We start from the raw sequence: 15,953 nt of genomic DNA, 5'->3' as shown, positions 1-15,953 counted from the left end.
TAATTAAATATTATTTCTTCAGAGTATGACAATGCTTACAGGGTAAGATTTTTATAAAATTTTCTTTCATTGACCAATTCCCTGAAGTTGTGGGAATTTGGCCCTATGAAAAGACTAATTCTTCCTATTTTTATACTGCTTTGCTCTGCCGAACTATGGGCCCTTGAGGTTGGTGAGTGCTTAGCTGATCCTCAATCTAAGAAATATATCAATCCTGATTTCAGCGCACCTTATCCTAAGAAGATAAGCTTCACTTGTCGCTATGAGTGTCAGGCCGAGAATCAGTCACAGATACTTCTAGGAAAGAGAACTGTAGAGGTGAGAAGCCTTAAAGACGAGGCGAGGATTCCTGTTTGCCTAGGAGTGGAAGTTAAACAAACTGCTTGGGGTTATGATTTTGATAGAGTCGATCCCTTCTTTATCTATAGTGCAGATATGCCGGCCTTAAAGAAATGGGCCAGAGAGCAAGCAATTGAGCTGGATATCGCTTCTTCTGCACACTTGATGCAGAAGTTAAAAGAAAATTTAAAACAAGTAGGACAGGCCTATGAAATTGCTGGTCAAAATAGTGAGGCCTTTAGAGAAGCCTCAATGATTCTTCTCGATATTGAGCAGTCACTACCAGAAAATACCGAAGTTCTTGATTTTTACATTACAAAAATAGAAGAATTGAATAAAATCATTCCATATGAATTAAATGCACAAAACCTTGTCATGCGCGTTCTTTTTGGCAGCGCTAACTGGCGTTTTAAAAATTAGGAAAATCAATGTTAAATGTTTCAAATATCTCAAAAATCCAAAGTGGTGAGACACTTTATTCTGGAGCCTCGTTTCAAATTAATCCTGGAGAGAAAGTTGGACTTGTGGGACCAAATGGTGCCGGGAAGACAACACTTTTTAGAATGATTATCGGTGAAGAACGCCCAGATGAGGGACAGATTAGCTTCCCTGATAAGTTGAGATGGGCCTACTTCTCACAGAAAGTAGGTGAGATGGCCGGGAAAACTGCCTTACAAGAAGTTATGGAAGGTGACGCCAAGGTGAAGGAGCTTCAAGAAAAGTTAAAATTCTTTGAAGAGCAACTTGCTGACTGTGCAAATATGTCTGACGATGAAATGAATGACGTTCTCATGAAGATGGGTGACGTTCAAACTGAATTTGAAAAGCGTGGGGGATATGATCTTGAAGTTCGCGCACAAGAAATTCTAACGGGGCTAGGGATTCTTCCTGAAAATCACTACGATATGGTAGAGAGTTTCAGTGGAGGATGGAAAATGAGAATTGCCCTTGCAAAAGTTCTCGTTATGACACCAGATCTTATCATTATGGATGAGCCTACCAACTACCTCGATATGGAAACAATTCTATGGCTAGAAGAGTGGTTAAAGAACTACTCTGGGGCCATTTTCATGACGACTCACGATAGGGACTTCATGAATAATGTATGTAATAAGATTATTGAAATTGCTCACGGTAGAATGACGACTTACTCTGGTAATTACGACTTCTATATTCAAGAAAGAGATATTCGTCTTGAGCAACTCAAGGCCCAGGCCGCAAGGCAACAAGAGATGCTAGCAAAGGAAGAAGAGTTTATTGCAAAGTTTAAAGCAAGGGCCTCTCATGCAGCACAAGTACAATCGAGAGTAAAAAAGTTAGAGAAAATTGATAGAATTGAAGTTCCAGCAGAAGAGGAAACAATTAACTTTCAATTCCCTGAACCTCCTCGTGGAGGAGATGATGTTGTCATCATCAAAAATCTGAGTAAGGTTTGGGAAAAGGCCGGACAAGAGCACTTAGTTTTTAAAGGTCTTAATGCCACAGTTAAGCGATTGAGTAAAATTGCAATTGTTGGTGTTAATGGAGCAGGTAAATCAACTCTTTTAAAATGTATTACCAATCATACAGATGCGACTGAAGGTGATGTGGCCATCGGTCCTAGTATAAAGATTGGATACTTTAGCCAATATTCCCTTGAGGTTTTAGAACCAGAAAATAGTGTTTTTGATGAAGTTAGAAAAGGTCTGACTGAAGCGAGCGACGGGTATATTCGAAATCTATTAGCCGCCTTTCTCTTTAGAGGGACGGATGTCGATAAGAAGGTAAAGTATCTTTCAGGTGGAGAAAAGTCTCGACTCGTTCTTGCTGTCCTTCTTTCTCAAAATAATAATTTCCTCGTTCTTGATGAGCCGACGAACCACCTTGATATTAAATCAAGAGAAGTTCTTCTGGATGCTTTAAAGAAATACCAGGGGACAATCATCTTTGTTAGCCACGATAGACACTTTCTTCATGAGTTAACTGAGAAAGTCTATGAAGTTTCAAAGGGTGAAGTGATTATTTACCCTGGTGATTACAAGTACTATCTTTCTAAAACTTCTGAGTAAGACCGACGCTGAGCATTCTCGGTTTTCCCGGTCTTGCACCATAAGGTCTAAGGCTGACGAGATAAGTATTATCGAAGATATTATCAACTTTAAGATAGGCCTTACCTTTCTTAGAATACTTATAGCTACCAACCCAGTCGACAACAGCATATGAAGGAAGGATTCTTCTTCCATCTTTGACTGATTGATCGGCCATCTTTCCCTTCCAAATAGTATTAAAAGATGTTGAGTAGTTTTGGAAGTCTAGCCCAACTTTTGCTGAAACTTGGTCTTGAGGAACATAAGGAAGAGGATCACCGTCTTTGATCTCTCCAACACCCCATTCCTTATTATCTGAAGTTGTATTCTGTGTGAATCTTGCAACTGTTCTCGTATAACTCAGCTCCACTGGAAAATGAAACTTCCCGGCCTTAAAAGTATGTGAAGCAGCTGATTCAAGTCCAAAAATTTCGGCCTCTCCACCATTGTATTCAGCATCAAGATTTGAATCATCACATCCAGATGAGAAAGTACAGGTTCCCTTAATATTCTTATAGTCAGAATAGAATCCTATAACTTCTAAGAAGATTGGGGCCTTTAGTCTAAAACCAAGTTCGTAGTTCACACTTTCTTCAGGTTCGATTGAATCATCTTGTCCCGGGCCAACCAGCGTGATTCCCTTATTGACTCCTCCAACGAAAACAAAATCATTTGTGAGCATATAGTTAAAACCAATACCAGGGATAAAGATATTGTCTTCATTTTCTCCATTCATCGCGCTGTCGAGACTTTCTTCTCGTTTCGTCTTTACCATCTCAAGACGAGCACCCGCTGAAATTGTCAGATCGTTATAATTGACTTCATCTTCAGCAAAGAGAGTTATCGCTCTTGAAGTATCTTTTGTGGTGTTTGTTGTCGCATCACTTCCAGCGACGTAACTGAGCTTGCCACCAATGACTTCGGCTTCTTTTGTCGTGTGATTTCTTTTAACCTGGTCTCTGTGGAATCTCGCCCCAAGAGAGAAGTTATGATAGAAGTCACCATGATCAAAAGTTATCATGGATTGAAGTTGAACTCCTTGAGAAAAATATTTTCTCCCATTATTTCCAAGAACAAGTCTTTCATCATCTGTTGCTGTATCAACTTCACCTTTAATAATGGCAAGTTCTCTTGCACTTGATCCATTGAGAAGAATATCAGTCATATCGCTTCCAGACTTAAGCTTATTAAACTTAAACCAATCTCTTTGAAACTTATGATGGTATGCCGTAGTGTTAAGAGAGATATTTGAATTAAGCTTCACAGAGTGCTTAAGTTGTAATTGGTAGTGCTTCCAATCCATTTCATCATTTGATGAGGCCGTATATCTGTTGTAAGCATTTGCATCAAAGTCCACAAGGCTTGTTCCAAGGTAAGTTTCACGAGAGTTCTCATCAGCATAGCTGGCCTTTAAGGCCACTGTTTGTGACTTTCCTCCAAGGGCCTTACCAAGGTCAAATTGATACTTTGCAAGGATATCATTCTTTTCAAACCCCGTATCCGCTCCATTTGGAAGCTCTTTGAAACCTTCACTTTGAAGTCTATGAGTTTCAATACGCCAGCCTGTATTTCCCTTTGTTCCTGAGTTTGAAAGCATTGCCTTTTGAATCTTTCCATATGAAAGATTGAGCTCACTTTCAGTCTTTTTTAGAATTGGCCTCGTCACAATATTGACGGCACCACCAATTGAGTTAGGCCCATATTTTACGGCCGACGGCCCTTTGAAAACTTCCATATTGGAAGCTTTGGTCGGAGTCGGAAAATAATATGCAGCAGGTGCAGAGTAGGGAGCTGGACCAATGAGAATCCCATCTTCCATCAGAGTCACTTTCTTACTTCTATGTGGGTGAGCACCACGAAGACCAATATTAGGTCTTAGTCCGACTCCGTCTTCTTCTTGGATGTAAACACCTGGGACTTTGTCTAGAACTCGTCCAATATCTGTATAGTCGAATTTCTCAAGGGCCTGATCATCAATGAAGTGAGCTGAGCCTGGTGAAGAGAAGGCCTTTTGTTTTGATCCGATAACATAGATTGTATCATCAACCGCAACATCGCTATTGTCTTGAATTGTCGTCTGGCTAACTTGGGCCTGGACCGCTGAAAAAATAAATATAAGTGAAATAAATTTTTGCATATTCTAGTCCATGTCCCCTTGAGATTGGCTTGGCGCTGAGTCCTTACCTAGGGCCAGTAGGAATTCACCTTTTAGAATATTTGTAATATTTCTAACGTCATCAAATTTTGCACAGATATCTTGTTTTGAAATCTCTACCTGATTATTAAGCAGGTCTTCAAAGCTCGAAATAGCTGCTAGAGTCTGAGCATTGATATCATTTGCCACTGTTTCGAATTCAAGATGTCTTAAGTAATCATCGTATCCAAAACCATTAACTTTCGTAAGAGGAGAAATTCCATTAAAGACTTGTTGGAACCCTTTGAGGTTTTCAAGAATTGAACTAGCTGCCAGCTTTGGATCGGCTGCGTGCTCTGTCAATTTGGCACAGTTCTTTCTTCCTGTTCCAATCTTTTGATCTTTTACGACTTCTTCAAGGTAGAAAAGCGCCTGAGAAATAACCTTGGCCACTTCAATATTTTCTGCCGGTTTCTTACCTGCTGTCATTGAAAGAGTGTAGTTATCTTTTCTAATATCCCAAGATTTCTCTAGAACAGTGGCCTGCTCTAAGAGGTCATTAGCGGCGAGTTTCATGTAGGCACATCGTTCTACTCTTCTTTGATCAACTGTTTTTTCTAACCATTGATTAAGAAGTCTATTAGCACGAGGACAGTTGTGGGCATCATCTTCAACAAGAATTAAGGCCTCAAGAGCATCTAGACCTCTTGTATTTGCATTTAGCTTAAGCTCGAATTCTCCATTGCGACTTTGCTTGGCAATCTCAAGATCAACACGGCATGCGTTTACTAGTGGCCATGAGTATATTTTAAGCCCAAGCTCTTCTTCGTTAAAAGAAATCGGACCATATTTTGCGGCCTCCAAACGGTGATATGAATTCATCGTCGTTTTGAAGCTCTCTTTTAATTCTTCTTTAAGAACTGAGTACACATTTGTATCTGTTGTCATTGTTTGAGCAACAGCACAGAAAGTTTGTACCTTCTTATTTAAATCATTCGCGTTATTTTTGAAAGTTGTCGTGGCCGGAGCGATAACATTAACACCAATATTTGTGATCATTTTTGATAACTCAAAAGTTCCTGAGTTGATTGAATTCAGATCACCAAGTGTTGCTGTTGTTAGTCCTGCTTGTCCTTGAACTTTGGATGCTGGCCCTTCAGTCAGTTCCTTTTGTTCAAATTCACCACAACTATTAAGAATAAGTGAAGAGATAAATAGTGGAAGTAGTTTTTTCATCATGTGACTCTTTATTAAATTTCTTATTAAGGTTTATAAATAGTTAAGGCCTGTGGGGTAAACCACAGGCCAAGATATTGAATTAAAAATATAATTACCAGTTTCTTACGTTCTCTTTGTTGAAGTTGTAAGATCTTTCAAGAATATCTCTTGCTTTTAAAAGGTCTGCTTTATATTTCGCTACAGCTGCACTATCAGCAGTTGGAAGAACTGGTTTGTCTCCCATTAGAGCATGCATCTTATCAAAGTCAGCATCGCTCATCATTGCTACTGGGCTAAATTGAAATGCAAGAGCGTAACCCTTCATCTCTGACCAATATTTTGCAAGGTTAGTGAATAGGTAAGCATCTGTTCCATACTCATCCATTTCTTTAACAGTTACATTGATATAGTGAACAACAACTGCTGCAATTGTTTTTTCCCATGCTCCAAGTGCAACTCTTGCGTTAGCAACAACATACTTCTTATAGTTTGCTGGCTTAGTTGTAATAAGGTGTCTTCCTCTTAGGAATGCGTTGATGGCATCACCCGAAAAGTCAGTCGCCACTTTAGAAACTCTATCCATTTTTGCTGCATTAATAGAAATACCAAAGTTCTTTTCTGATTGAAGAGAGATTTCTCCATCACCGTTTGTATCAATTGATACTTTATTTCTTACTTGAAGATCAGTGTAGTTCTTATAGTCAACAGCTGCTCCAAAGTATCCAAAACCTTCATCAAAGTGGTGCTCAAGAGTTGTGTAGGCTTTTCCTGGCTTGCTTGGCCATTCGTTATCTGCGTTTAGACCCTTACTTGATCCAAGATCAGTTGAAAGATAGTCACGAGCTGCTTGTGAGTATGAAATGGCTCCGTGGAAAAATTTCTGCGTAAGTTGAGTTAGGTCTCTACCATCTTTAGTTACCTGAGCTTTATTTACTCTTTGCTTTGGAAGGTTTCCATTTGGAACTAGGAATGTATCACCTTCAACTTGGTTCTTAGAGAATTCAGTAAATAGTGAGTTAACATAATCAACTGGAGTATTGAATCCTTGAACTCCGTAAAGTTTTCCTCTTCTAAGTGGATTATCTACACCAGCAATTTTCTTAACTAGATTTTTCCCTGCACCTTTGAGGTCACCGTAGAAGAATCCTTCAGAGATATCAGCTGGAGTACCGTCAAGCATCGTTGCACTTACTTGAAACTCACTTGTCGAGTCTACTGAGTCCATAGCTGATGAGTTTGAAATATTTTGGAAATCAAAGTAGCTATTAAGAACTTCAAGAGCTTCTTTAGAATCACCCATGAAGTTACCAGCTAGTTGTGAACCCATGTAGGCCTTAAGGTCATCAATAAGAACTTGTCTAAAAGTTTGACCAGTATAAGAAACAGAGTTCTTTCCTGTTTCTAAGTTAGATGCAAAAGAATAAACCGCTGGGGCCTTTTTCATTTCATCTTGAATATTCTTTGGGGCAGTCTTAAGTGTTTCAAGCGCTTCTTGGTAAGCTGTCGTTGCTAATACCTGCGTTGAAAGAAATAGCGCTAAAAGTGCTTTAGTTTTCATAATCTCTATACCTCTTGTTATTCGTTATTTATTTGAATGAGAGGTTTCTAGCACTGAGGGTTTGAGGTGTCAAACAATTATTCGAGGTTGTAGACGTATTTATGAACAATCTTCATACCACTAGGTAAGCTATTGAAATCAAACTGATTAATAGCATCAATGGCCGACTTCGCAAAGAGCTTGTGAGTGGTTTCAACGATTTGAATATCTTGGATCTCACCATTTTTTGAGACAAAGAATGAAATAATGGCGTGTCCTTTGACCTGTCTTCTTTGAAGAATACGAGGATAAATAGGAGTGACACTTCTTTTAAGAAGTTTGTTAATAGACTTATTGTCTGTATAAATTCTATTGATTGTTTTCTGAACTTCTTTAAGTTCTTCAACCTTTTCTACTTTCTTTTCAACTTTCTTTCTCGCTACCTTATCAAGCTTCTTAACCTCTTTCTTCTTAACAAGTGGAGTAGGTTTAGGCTTTTCTAGCTTTCTGAATTGAACTTGGACCTTTTGGCTCATCGGAGTAAAAGAAGCCGTCGAAAGAATCGAGTTCTCTTTAACTGCAGGGATAAGAATGAGAATCAGGTGAGCGATGACGCTAAGGGCTACCCATTTCGTCCTTTTATCCGCTAAGTGAATTTCCTTTAGGCTTAAAGTTCTTTCCATTTTTATTAATCAACTCATTGTTTGATTGTTGAAACTATTGTAGATTACTTCATACATATCGTAAAAAAGCGAAAAAAGGAAGTACTATGAAATATTTAAGCATCGCATCCATTCTGCTTTTCACAGCTTACGCTCAAGCGAAAAGTCTGACTGTTTACACATCTAGAAAAGAACACCTCGTTAAGGATATTTTCAAAACTTATGAAAAAGAGACAGGGGTAAAGATCAATTATAAAACAGGTAAGGCCGGAGCGCTTATCCAAAATATTAAGGCCGAGCTTAAGGATCCTAAGGTTGATATCTTTATGACAGTTGATGCTGGAAATCTTTGGTATGCCTCAAGTGAAGGACTTCTTGAATCAACAAAGTCAGATGTTCTGACAAGTCATGTACCAGCTCACCTAAGAGATAGAGATAATAGATGGTTTGGACTTTCAGTGAGAGCCAGAACGACTGTTGTAAATACAAACCTTGTTAAGAAGGGAACAAATATTTCTTATGAAGAGCTGGCAAAACCAGAGTGGAAGGGAAAGCTTTGTCTAAGAACTTCTAAGAAAGTTTACAATCAATCTCTTGTGGCCATGCTTATTGGAACTCACGGGTATGACAAGGCCAAGTCTATTGTAAAAGGATGGGTTGCCAACAAAGTTGATATCTTCTCTAATGATACGAATGTTCTTAAGGCAGTCGCTGCTGGTCAATGTGCTGTTGGAATCGTAAATACATACTACTTTGGAAGACTCATTAAGAAGCAACCAAAGCTTCCTCTTGCTATTATGTGGCCGAACCAAAAGTCTTATGGGGTTCATATCAACGTTTCTGGAGCAGGGATTGTTAAGAACTCAAAGCACCAAGAAGATGCTAGAAAATTCTTAGAGTGGCTCGCTTCAGATGAAGCTCAGAAGCAATTTGCTCAAGTTAATATGGAATACCCAATTCTTAAAACTGCACCACAAACAGATATTGTGAAGTCTTGGGGTGAGTTTAAGCCAAATACAGCATTTAATTTAACAGATGCTGGTAAATTGCAGAAGAAAGCGATAAAACTAATGCATGAAGTTGGTTACAAATAAAAAGGTAGGGGATTACTCCTACCTTTTCTTTTCTATAATTGCATTACTCCCTATTATCTTTCTCTTTATCGAGGGAAAGGATATTCCACAAAAAGATATCGAGTCTTGGACATTTGTTTTAAATGATGTTGTTCCAGGGTTATTAAAGAACTCATTTCAGTTAGTCATTCTTTCAATTATAGGATCTTCTCTGATTGCCTTGCCATTGGCATTCATATTAGAGCTCACAGATATTCCTGCACGAAAAGTTTGGAATGTGACAACTGTCCTGCCTCTTGCATTTCCACTGTATGTCTTGGCCTTTATTTATGTTGGATTTTTTGAATGGGCCGGTCCTGTTCTGACATTCTTTAGAGAGGCCGGTTTTGATACTCTTGGAAATATGAAGTTTAAGAACGCTTTTGGAGTGGCCTTTGTTTTTAGTTTAGGTCTTTTTCCTTATATTCTTTTGCCAATTCGTTTAGTTCTAAAGAAGGTGGATTTTAAACTCTATCAAGCTTCTCGATCACTAGGAAAGTCGGATGGGCATTTTTTAAAAAAAGTTCTTCTTCCTCTTTGTATGGTTCCTATGTTTGCGGGATGTACAATCGTGGGGATGGAAGTCATGGCCGACTTTGGCGCAGTATCAGTTTTTAATTTTGATACATTTACGACTTCAATTTATATGGCATGGAGTAGTCTCTTTAGCTTAGGCTCTGCAACAAGACTTAGCTTAATGCTTCTGACTTTTTCTTTACTACTCTTTTTCCTAGAGTCTCATATCTCAAAGAGACAAGTCCCACTAATTAGTAATGAGTCTCAGGAAGCCTTCTTTAAGCTGAAGCTTCTTCCAAAGATGGCCGCACTGTCTTTTTTGGGAATTGTCACTTTCTTTTCATTAATTCTTCCAATTATTCAATTAGTTCTTTGGTCATACCATGCATGGAAGAATGAGCTGAGTGCAAATTATTTCTCACTTATTAAAAATACCTTGATGCTGGCCTTCAGTGTTGGCGGGAGTATTCTAATTATTTCTCTGATCCTTGTTTATGCGGAGAGAAATAAACACCATAAGAGATGGTTGCCACTATTTAGAAGCTTCTTCTTAGTTGGTTATGCTTTACCTGGAAATATTGTTGCGGTAGGAGTTTTTCTACTCTTCATGAATATTTTAGGAACTTCTCCCATGGAGATGGGATTGGCCCTTGTGATCATAGGACTGACTTATCGTTTCTTATCAGTTGGGCATCGTACGATTTCTCCTACTGCTAGGCTGATTAATCCTAACTTTGAAAAGGCCTCTAAGAGTTTAGGTAAAAAGAGATGGACTTTTATTTTTAAAGTTTGGCTTCCATTTTTAAGAGGTAATGCCATCTATGCCTTTCTCTTTGTTTTTGTCGAAGTTGCTAAGGAAATGCCACTAACCTTAATGTTAAGACCAATAGGACATGATACACTATCTACAAAGATTTATGAGCTCACAAGTGAAGGAGAGTGGGAGAGAGCGGCACTAGGAGCTCTTTTTCTGGTTATCCTTGGAATGAGTACCGTTCTATTGATGAGTCTAAAAGGAGAGAACCATGCTGAAGGTCACTGATTTAAGCGTTAAGCGTGGAGATAATATTGTTTTAGAGAATGTGAACTTCAATGTTCATGAGCATAAATTAATTTCCCTTGTCGGGCCTTCTGGTTGTGGAAAGTCGACACTGCTTCACTCGATAATTGGTTTTGTAAAACCATTAAAAGGTTTAGTGGAGCTACATGGAAAAGATCTTATTAATATTCCAATAGAAAAGAGATCCATTGGGATCGTCTTTCAAGATAATACTCTCTTTCCAAATCTCTCTGTGAGAGAAAATATTGAATATGGAATTTCAACTTGGGAGAAAGGTCATCGTGATAATCGTGTTAATGAACTTCTCGACTTAGTCGGTCTTAGGGCCCATGAAAGTAAGCTACCTCACGAACTTAGCGGGGGAGAGAAGCAACGTGTGGCCATTATCAGGGCCCTCGCTCCGCAACCGAAACTTCTTTTAATGGATGAGAGTTTTTCAAGTCTTGATCCAGTCCTTAGACATAAATTGCGAGAAGAGGTCAAAGAGATTCTGAAGTCTCTTTCGATGACATGTATCCTTGTCACTCACGATAGAGATGAGGCCATGAACTTTTCAGATGAAGTGATCGTACTCAACGATGGGAGAGTCCAGCAATATGGGACTCCAAGTGAAATTTATTTAAGGCCGGCCAATCAATTCGTGGCACAATTCTTTGGTAGTGGAAATATTGTCGCAGAGAATTGCCCTTCAAAGCTAAGAGAGGGTTACTATCATAAGGTTGAAATTTCTGACGAGGGTGAAGTCGAGACGATTGTGGTAAGAAAGGTTTTTAGCAATGGCTTCTTCTACTACGATTTACAAATACCAAATTCTCAAACAAGGTTTAATCATATCGCATGTGCCCATGACTTTGCTCTTGAGGAGCGCGTTAAGGTAGACTTATGTGAGGCATGGAGCTTTTTAGACTCTTAATAACGCGTTCTGCCGTTTCTTTGGGGTGTTTTATCTTTAAAATAAATACATTACTAAGGTAGTAAAGTTATACACAAATTAAGATAAACGCTTACAAAGGGAATTCATGGAATCGATCGTAAACTCTATTGAGTTACAGTACCTCATTCTGTTTTCTATCCTTCTCATTTTACCGAAATTACTTTTAAGATTTCATATTCCTGTGGGAATCTCCTCAATTTTTTTAGGGATCGCAACTGCACTTGGACTAGGTTGGTTTGAAAATGATCAACTTCTCCTGATGCTCTCAAGACTTGGGATCACTTCTCTTTTCCTCTTTGCTGGACTTGAAATTCAAGTAGAAGAACTCAAAAGGGATGGACCGGCCCTCTTGGCCCATGTCTGCCAAACTATTGTTCTAACAGTGGCCATCGCTGTTATCTTCTATTTTACTTTTGGGCTTGTTCCAAGAGCGGCACTCTTACTGGCCTTGGCCATTATGACGCCTTCAACTGGTTTCATCCTCAACTCTCTTAAGAATTATGGATTTACAGAAGAGCAGCAATATTGGATTCGTTCAAAGGCCATTGCAAAAGAGATCGGAGCAATCTTCTTACTCTTCATTGCCCTTCAATCTGATAGTTGGACACAGCTAGGAACTTCATCAGGAATTTTATTGGCCCTGATCTGTGTTCTTCCAATTATCTTTAAATTATTTTTCAAGTTCATCGCCCCATATGCCCCAGATTCAGAAGTTGCCTTTTTAATTTTAACGGCACTTATCTGTGGAGTCCTAACTAAGAAAATTGGAACTTATTATCTTGTTGGGGCCTTTATTGTTGGTGTTATTGCCTCTGAATTCAAACACTTTGGAAAGAGTGAGAAAGCAGAGCCAATCTTAAAGCACCTTGGAATTTTCTTTTCTTTCTTTATTCCATTCTACTTCTTCAAAGCAGGGCTTTCTTTTACAAAAGAACTCTTCACGGTAGAAGGGCTTATTATTGGAATGGTTTTCTTATTGGTATTTATCCCTCTAAGAATTCTTCACGTCTACGTGACACTTAAGTTATTTATTAAAGATTTCTGGAATTCAAGAGCGGAGATTTCAACATCTCTTCTACCAACTCTCATTTTTGGGCTTGTTATTGCAGGCATTCTTAAAGAGAGATTCGATCTTGAGCCTAAAATAATGTCAGGGCTAATCGTGTATACTCTCTTCTCGAGTATTATTCCGGCCGTGGTCTTTAAGAAGACACCACCTGAATCATTTGTTTAAAATAAAAGGCCCTAATAAAGGGCCTTTTTTATTATGACTTACTCTCTTTTAAGAGCTGTACTCCAAGTAGGAACCATCCAATAATAAATGAAACGCCGCCAAGAGGAACGACCATGGCCATGGCCTTGATTCCAGTGATTGCGTAGAGATAGCAAAACCCACTAAAGAGAATTGTTCCTAAAGTAAAGAAACGTCCCACCCAAGGAAATGTTTTGCCAAGGGCAATTCCTATTAGGGGAAGAATCAAAAGAGCAACTCCATGAAGCTGGTGATAAGTTACACCTGTTTCAAAAGTTGCGATAGCTTTCTCACTAACTTTTCCCTGTAGCCCATGGGCCCCAAAAGCTCCGATGATAACTGTTAAACCTAAATTAAAAGCCGCTCTTGAAAGAGCTATTTTCTTGCGTGCAATCATATCCATAAAGACTCGCTTAAGTTGATGTTAATCTTGCTCCTATTCTAGAAGCAGTGAAATCCTTAGTCCATTCAAACTGCTATACAGAAGTGGGGTTATAAACCAAATATTTCAATGTAAAAGTAGTGCCTTACACACTATCTTTATGAGTAGTTTTGAAAACAGCGCTAATTCATAAATAATTTCATTGAGATAAGTGAGTCTCATCCCCATTATAAAGGTGCAGTTTATAGTCCATCATTACAGCAATTGTTCATTTACTGAACAATGCTTATTTTTTATGAGGGAAACTATGAGGTAAGTACCTGTTTTTACACTATGTGTTCGGCATCGATATTGCTTATAAAATAGGGATGAACTTTGTGAAATGGCTTCTTATTCTCTGTTTGAGCTTACCTTGCTTTGCCAAGTCTGTGACGATCTATGCTTTTAGAGGAAGCCGAGAGATGAATAATGGAGCATGGAATTATATCCTGCCAACACATCCATTTCACGACCCACTTATTATGGCCGGTCATGTTGGTTTCTCATTAGATAGAGGAAGATCAATTTTTGGTTTTGAGCCAATTATTAAGTACAACCTAAAAGGATTATTAAATTCTTTTAAGCTAAAGAAGAGGGTCCCTTTAGAGGCTCAGATTGCAGATAATACCGATCTCTTTCATAGGGCTGCAAATCAACGTTTCACTCTCTTTGATGAGCCGGTTAAGGTTTATGCTTATGAGGTGGAAGTTAGTGACGAGATCTACGATGAGATCGTTAAGGATATTCGTGGCAGGCCTATTCAGACAAAATATGCGTTTCCTAAGAAAGAAGAATTCTTTGCCAAGGGAGTGGCCAATTGCGCTACTTATCTGGATAAGTACAATATCCCAATTCCCGAAAAATCAGGTTGGATGCATACCTATATAAAGAGAATAAAATTCATGCCGAATGCTCGTCGAGTTCACTATTTTTCAAGTGAAGGTGAAATAAGCAGTGTTCAATCCTTGGGAAGAAAGAGTTATTCCTCTTTAGAACTCCAGGTCAAAAAATGGATAAGGGAGAATTTTAAGAATTACCCAATTGAAGATGAGGACTTTGGGCAATATAGATTATTCTTTCTTAAAAGACTTATAGAGCTAGAGAATGAGTCTCAAAGTGTGCTCTCAAAGAATGAAATCTACGATCAACTTGTGGCCAGTCGAAACTTATTGAGTAATGAAGAGGCTTCACAGGGGATGCACGAAATCAATAAGCTCTATGGAAAACCAAAACTTAGAACCTTTCCAAAACGTGTTGGAAAGAGTTGTCTTCACTATATAAGATCCTTTCTCGGAAAAAAATCTAATGTTTTTGAATAGTTAGATGCTAAAGTTTCTTTGTTCATGATCAATATCATATTAATTCTTTGTCAGTGTTCGACCGATCAAACCTATAATCAATCTTAAGGTTATCTTGAGATTGTAAATGGGAGTCTTAAATTGACACATGCATTAAATTATTTTGAGTTATTGAAGAATGAGAGCCCTGGAATCTTTTATAAATGCTCCAACAAAGATGGATGGCCCATCACGCATATTTCAAATAACATCGAAATTTTCGGATTCTCAAAGATTGATATTCTCAATAATAAAGTTTCATTTAAGGATATGATGCATCCAGAGGATTATGATCGTATTGAAATTGAATTAGCTGAAGTTCTCAAGAAGAAGCAAGACATCGCTCATTTTGAATGGCGATTAATTTCTCCAAATGGCGAACAGTTCTGGATTAGAGAAAAGGCCATTCTCGAAAGAGATATGTGGGGAAAAGTAAAGAGTTATCATGGTCTACTTGTCGATGTTTCAAAAGAAAAGAAGGCGAGTAATGAACTTCGAATTGTTAAGGATATGGCAAATCAGTATCAAGAGATGATTGATCAAATTGCAATTGTCGCTTCAACAGATCTAAAAGGTCGCATTACTTATGTTAACGAAGAATTTTGTAAAGTTTCTGGTTTTTATCGCAATGAATTAATTGGCCAAACCCATTCGGTGGTAAATTCTGGTCTTCATGATAAGGCCTTCTTTAAAAATATGTGGAGAACAATTGGACGTGGTCAAATTTGGCGCGGCCAAGTTGCAAATAAGAAGAAGAATGGAGAAATCTACTGGCTAGAAACGGCAATCGTTCCCTTTATGGATAACGGTAAGGTCACACATTATATGGCCATTCGTTTTGATATCTCTGAAAGCAAGAGACTAGAAAAACTACTCGAAGAAGAGCAGCGCTTAAATGAGCTGACAACTCACTTAGCAACTATTGGCGAGATGAGCACAGGGGTTATGCACGAGATTAATAATCCTCTCTCAATCATTAGCTTTCATCTGGACTATGTGATGATGCAATTAGAAAAGGGAGAGCTAAACGATAAAATGCTTTCGCACTCTTTAAGTAAAATGAAACTTGGAGTAAAGAGAGCATCAAAGGTCACAACCTCTTTAAGAAGTTTGTCGAAATTTAACTCTGATGAAAAAGATCGCAAAGTTGATCTCAAAAAACTCATTGATGAAACACTTGATCTCTGTGTTTTTAAACTCAAGAAGAATAGTGTTGAAGTTAAGTTAAAGAGACTAACAAATCTTGAAAGTATATTCTCAAAATCAACTGCGATTTCTCAAATTCTAATCAATCTAATTAATAATAGTATTGATGCGATTGAAAACTTAGAAGACAAGCGGATTAAATTATTTAGAGGAAACTGA

The 15,953-nt window shown here is 38.3% G+C and carries 13 protein-coding genes; 8 read left to right on the top strand and 5 right to left on the bottom strand.

Going from position 1 to position 15,953, the window contains the following annotated elements; translation table 11 throughout:
* Window positions 1-105 precede the first annotated feature (105 nt).
* Window positions 106-759, top strand: a complete 654-nt coding sequence (locus M901_RS14260; protein ID WP_021278925.1) for a hypothetical protein — start codon at window positions 106-108, stop codon at window positions 757-759.
* A gap of 8 nt (window positions 760-767) precedes the next feature.
* Window positions 768-2,387, top strand: a complete 1,620-nt coding sequence (locus tag M901_RS14255) for an ABC-F family ATP-binding cassette domain-containing protein (protein WP_021278922.1) — start codon at window positions 768-770, stop codon at window positions 2,385-2,387.
* On the opposite strand, the gene M901_RS14250 is transcribed toward M901_RS14255, so the two are convergent.
* The 4 genes from M901_RS14250 to M901_RS14235 form a co-directional block, all read right to left on the bottom strand.
* A complete protein-coding gene (locus M901_RS14250; RefSeq protein ID WP_021278904.1) occupies window positions 2,371-4,542 on the bottom strand; it encodes a TonB-dependent receptor domain-containing protein in 2,172 nt (723 codons plus the stop codon). The genes M901_RS14255 and M901_RS14250 overlap by 17 nt on opposite strands.
* A gap of 3 nt (window positions 4,543-4,545) precedes the next feature.
* Window positions 4,546-5,775, bottom strand: a complete 1,230-nt coding sequence (locus M901_RS14245) for an imelysin family protein (RefSeq protein WP_034722429.1) — start codon at window positions 5,773-5,775, stop codon at window positions 4,546-4,548.
* A gap of 94 nt (window positions 5,776-5,869) precedes the next feature.
* A complete protein-coding gene (locus tag M901_RS14240) occupies window positions 5,870-7,315 on the bottom strand; it encodes a DUF4856 domain-containing protein (RefSeq protein ID WP_021278912.1) in 1,446 nt (481 codons plus the stop codon).
* 77 nt (window positions 7,316-7,392) lie between these two features.
* Window positions 7,393-7,977, bottom strand: a complete 585-nt coding sequence (locus M901_RS14235; RefSeq protein WP_021278924.1) for a TonB family protein — start codon at window positions 7,975-7,977, stop codon at window positions 7,393-7,395.
* 86 nt (window positions 7,978-8,063) lie between these two features.
* Between M901_RS14235 and M901_RS14230 the strand changes: the two genes are divergently transcribed.
* The 4 genes from M901_RS14230 (at window position 8,064) to M901_RS14215 (ending at window position 12,812) form a co-directional block, all read left to right on the top strand.
* The gene (locus M901_RS14230) at window positions 8,064-9,050 is read left to right on the top strand and encodes an extracellular solute-binding protein (protein WP_021278910.1); all 987 of its coding nucleotides are present in this window, start codon (window positions 8,064-8,066) and stop codon (window positions 9,048-9,050) included.
* Complete coding sequence (locus M901_RS14225) at window positions 9,031-10,626, top strand: iron ABC transporter permease (protein ID WP_034722427.1); 1,596 nt, start codon at window positions 9,031-9,033, stop codon at window positions 10,624-10,626. Before M901_RS14230 ends, M901_RS14225 begins: the two co-directional genes overlap by 20 nt.
* On the top strand, window positions 10,610-11,557 hold the full coding sequence (locus M901_RS14220; protein WP_021278901.1) for an ABC transporter ATP-binding protein: 948 nt from the start codon (window positions 10,610-10,612) through the stop codon (window positions 11,555-11,557). The genes M901_RS14225 and M901_RS14220 overlap by 17 nt, the downstream gene beginning before the upstream one ends.
* Window positions 11,558-11,663: 106 nt before the next feature.
* Entirely contained in the window at window positions 11,664-12,812 is a 1,149-nt protein-coding gene (locus tag M901_RS14215) for a cation:proton antiporter (RefSeq protein WP_021278905.1), read from the top strand.
* 31 nt (window positions 12,813-12,843) lie between these two features.
* Here M901_RS14215 and M901_RS14210 read toward each other — a convergent pair whose 3' ends face one another.
* On the bottom strand, window positions 12,844-13,233 hold the full coding sequence (locus M901_RS14210) for a DUF423 domain-containing protein (RefSeq protein WP_021278920.1): 390 nt from the start codon (window positions 13,231-13,233) through the stop codon (window positions 12,844-12,846).
* A 347-nt stretch (window positions 13,234-13,580) separates the two neighbouring features.
* Between M901_RS14210 and M901_RS14205 the strand changes: the two genes are divergently transcribed.
* The gene (locus tag M901_RS14205) at window positions 13,581-14,570 is read left to right on the top strand and encodes a hypothetical protein (protein ID WP_021278911.1); all 990 of its coding nucleotides are present in this window, start codon (window positions 13,581-13,583) and stop codon (window positions 14,568-14,570) included.
* Between the two features lie 120 nt (window positions 14,571-14,690).
* A complete protein-coding gene (locus tag M901_RS14200; protein WP_021278909.1) occupies window positions 14,691-15,953 on the top strand; it encodes a PAS domain-containing sensor histidine kinase in 1,263 nt (420 codons plus the stop codon).

The sequence above is a fragment of the Bacteriovorax sp. DB6_IX genome (genome assembly GCF_000447775.1).
Taxonomy (GTDB): Bacteria; Bdellovibrionota; Bacteriovoracia; order Bacteriovoracales; family Bacteriovoracaceae; genus Halobacteriovorax_A.
Note: the sequence above shows the minus strand (reverse complement) of the source record. Positions and strands in the feature narration are given on the sequence as shown.

Excerpts from the sequence above, each read along its gene's own strand:
- M901_RS14260 (WP_021278925.1), top strand. The coding sequence starts at position 106 with ATGAAAAGACTAATTCTTCCTATTTTTATACTGCTTTGCTCTGCCGAA.
- M901_RS14240 (WP_021278912.1), bottom strand. The coding sequence starts at position 7,315 with ATGAAAACTAAAGCACTTTTAGCGCTATTTCTTTCAACGCAGGTATTA.
- M901_RS14225 (WP_034722427.1), top strand. The coding sequence starts at position 9,031 with ATGAAGTTGGTTACAAATAAAAAGGTAGGGGATTACTCCTACCTTTTC.
- M901_RS14230 (WP_021278910.1), top strand. The coding sequence starts at position 8,064 with ATGAAATATTTAAGCATCGCATCCATTCTGCTTTTCACAGCTTACGCT.
- M901_RS14255 (WP_021278922.1), top strand. The coding sequence starts at position 768 with ATGTTAAATGTTTCAAATATCTCAAAAATCCAAAGTGGTGAGACACTT.
- M901_RS14250 (WP_021278904.1), bottom strand. The coding sequence starts at position 4,542 with ATGCAAAAATTTATTTCACTTATATTTATTTTTTCAGCGGTCCAGGCC.
- M901_RS14215 (WP_021278905.1), top strand. The coding sequence starts at position 11,664 with ATGGAATCGATCGTAAACTCTATTGAGTTACAGTACCTCATTCTGTTT.
- M901_RS14220 (WP_021278901.1), top strand. The coding sequence starts at position 10,610 with ATGCTGAAGGTCACTGATTTAAGCGTTAAGCGTGGAGATAATATTGTT.
- M901_RS14235 (WP_021278924.1), bottom strand. The coding sequence starts at position 7,977 with ATGGAAAGAACTTTAAGCCTAAAGGAAATTCACTTAGCGGATAAAAGG.
- M901_RS14210 (WP_021278920.1), bottom strand. The coding sequence starts at position 13,233 with ATGGATATGATTGCACGCAAGAAAATAGCTCTTTCAAGAGCGGCTTTT.
- M901_RS14245 (WP_034722429.1), bottom strand. The coding sequence starts at position 5,775 with ATGAAAAAACTACTTCCACTATTTATCTCTTCACTTATTCTTAATAGT.
- M901_RS14205 (WP_021278911.1), top strand. The coding sequence starts at position 13,581 with ATGAACTTTGTGAAATGGCTTCTTATTCTCTGTTTGAGCTTACCTTGC.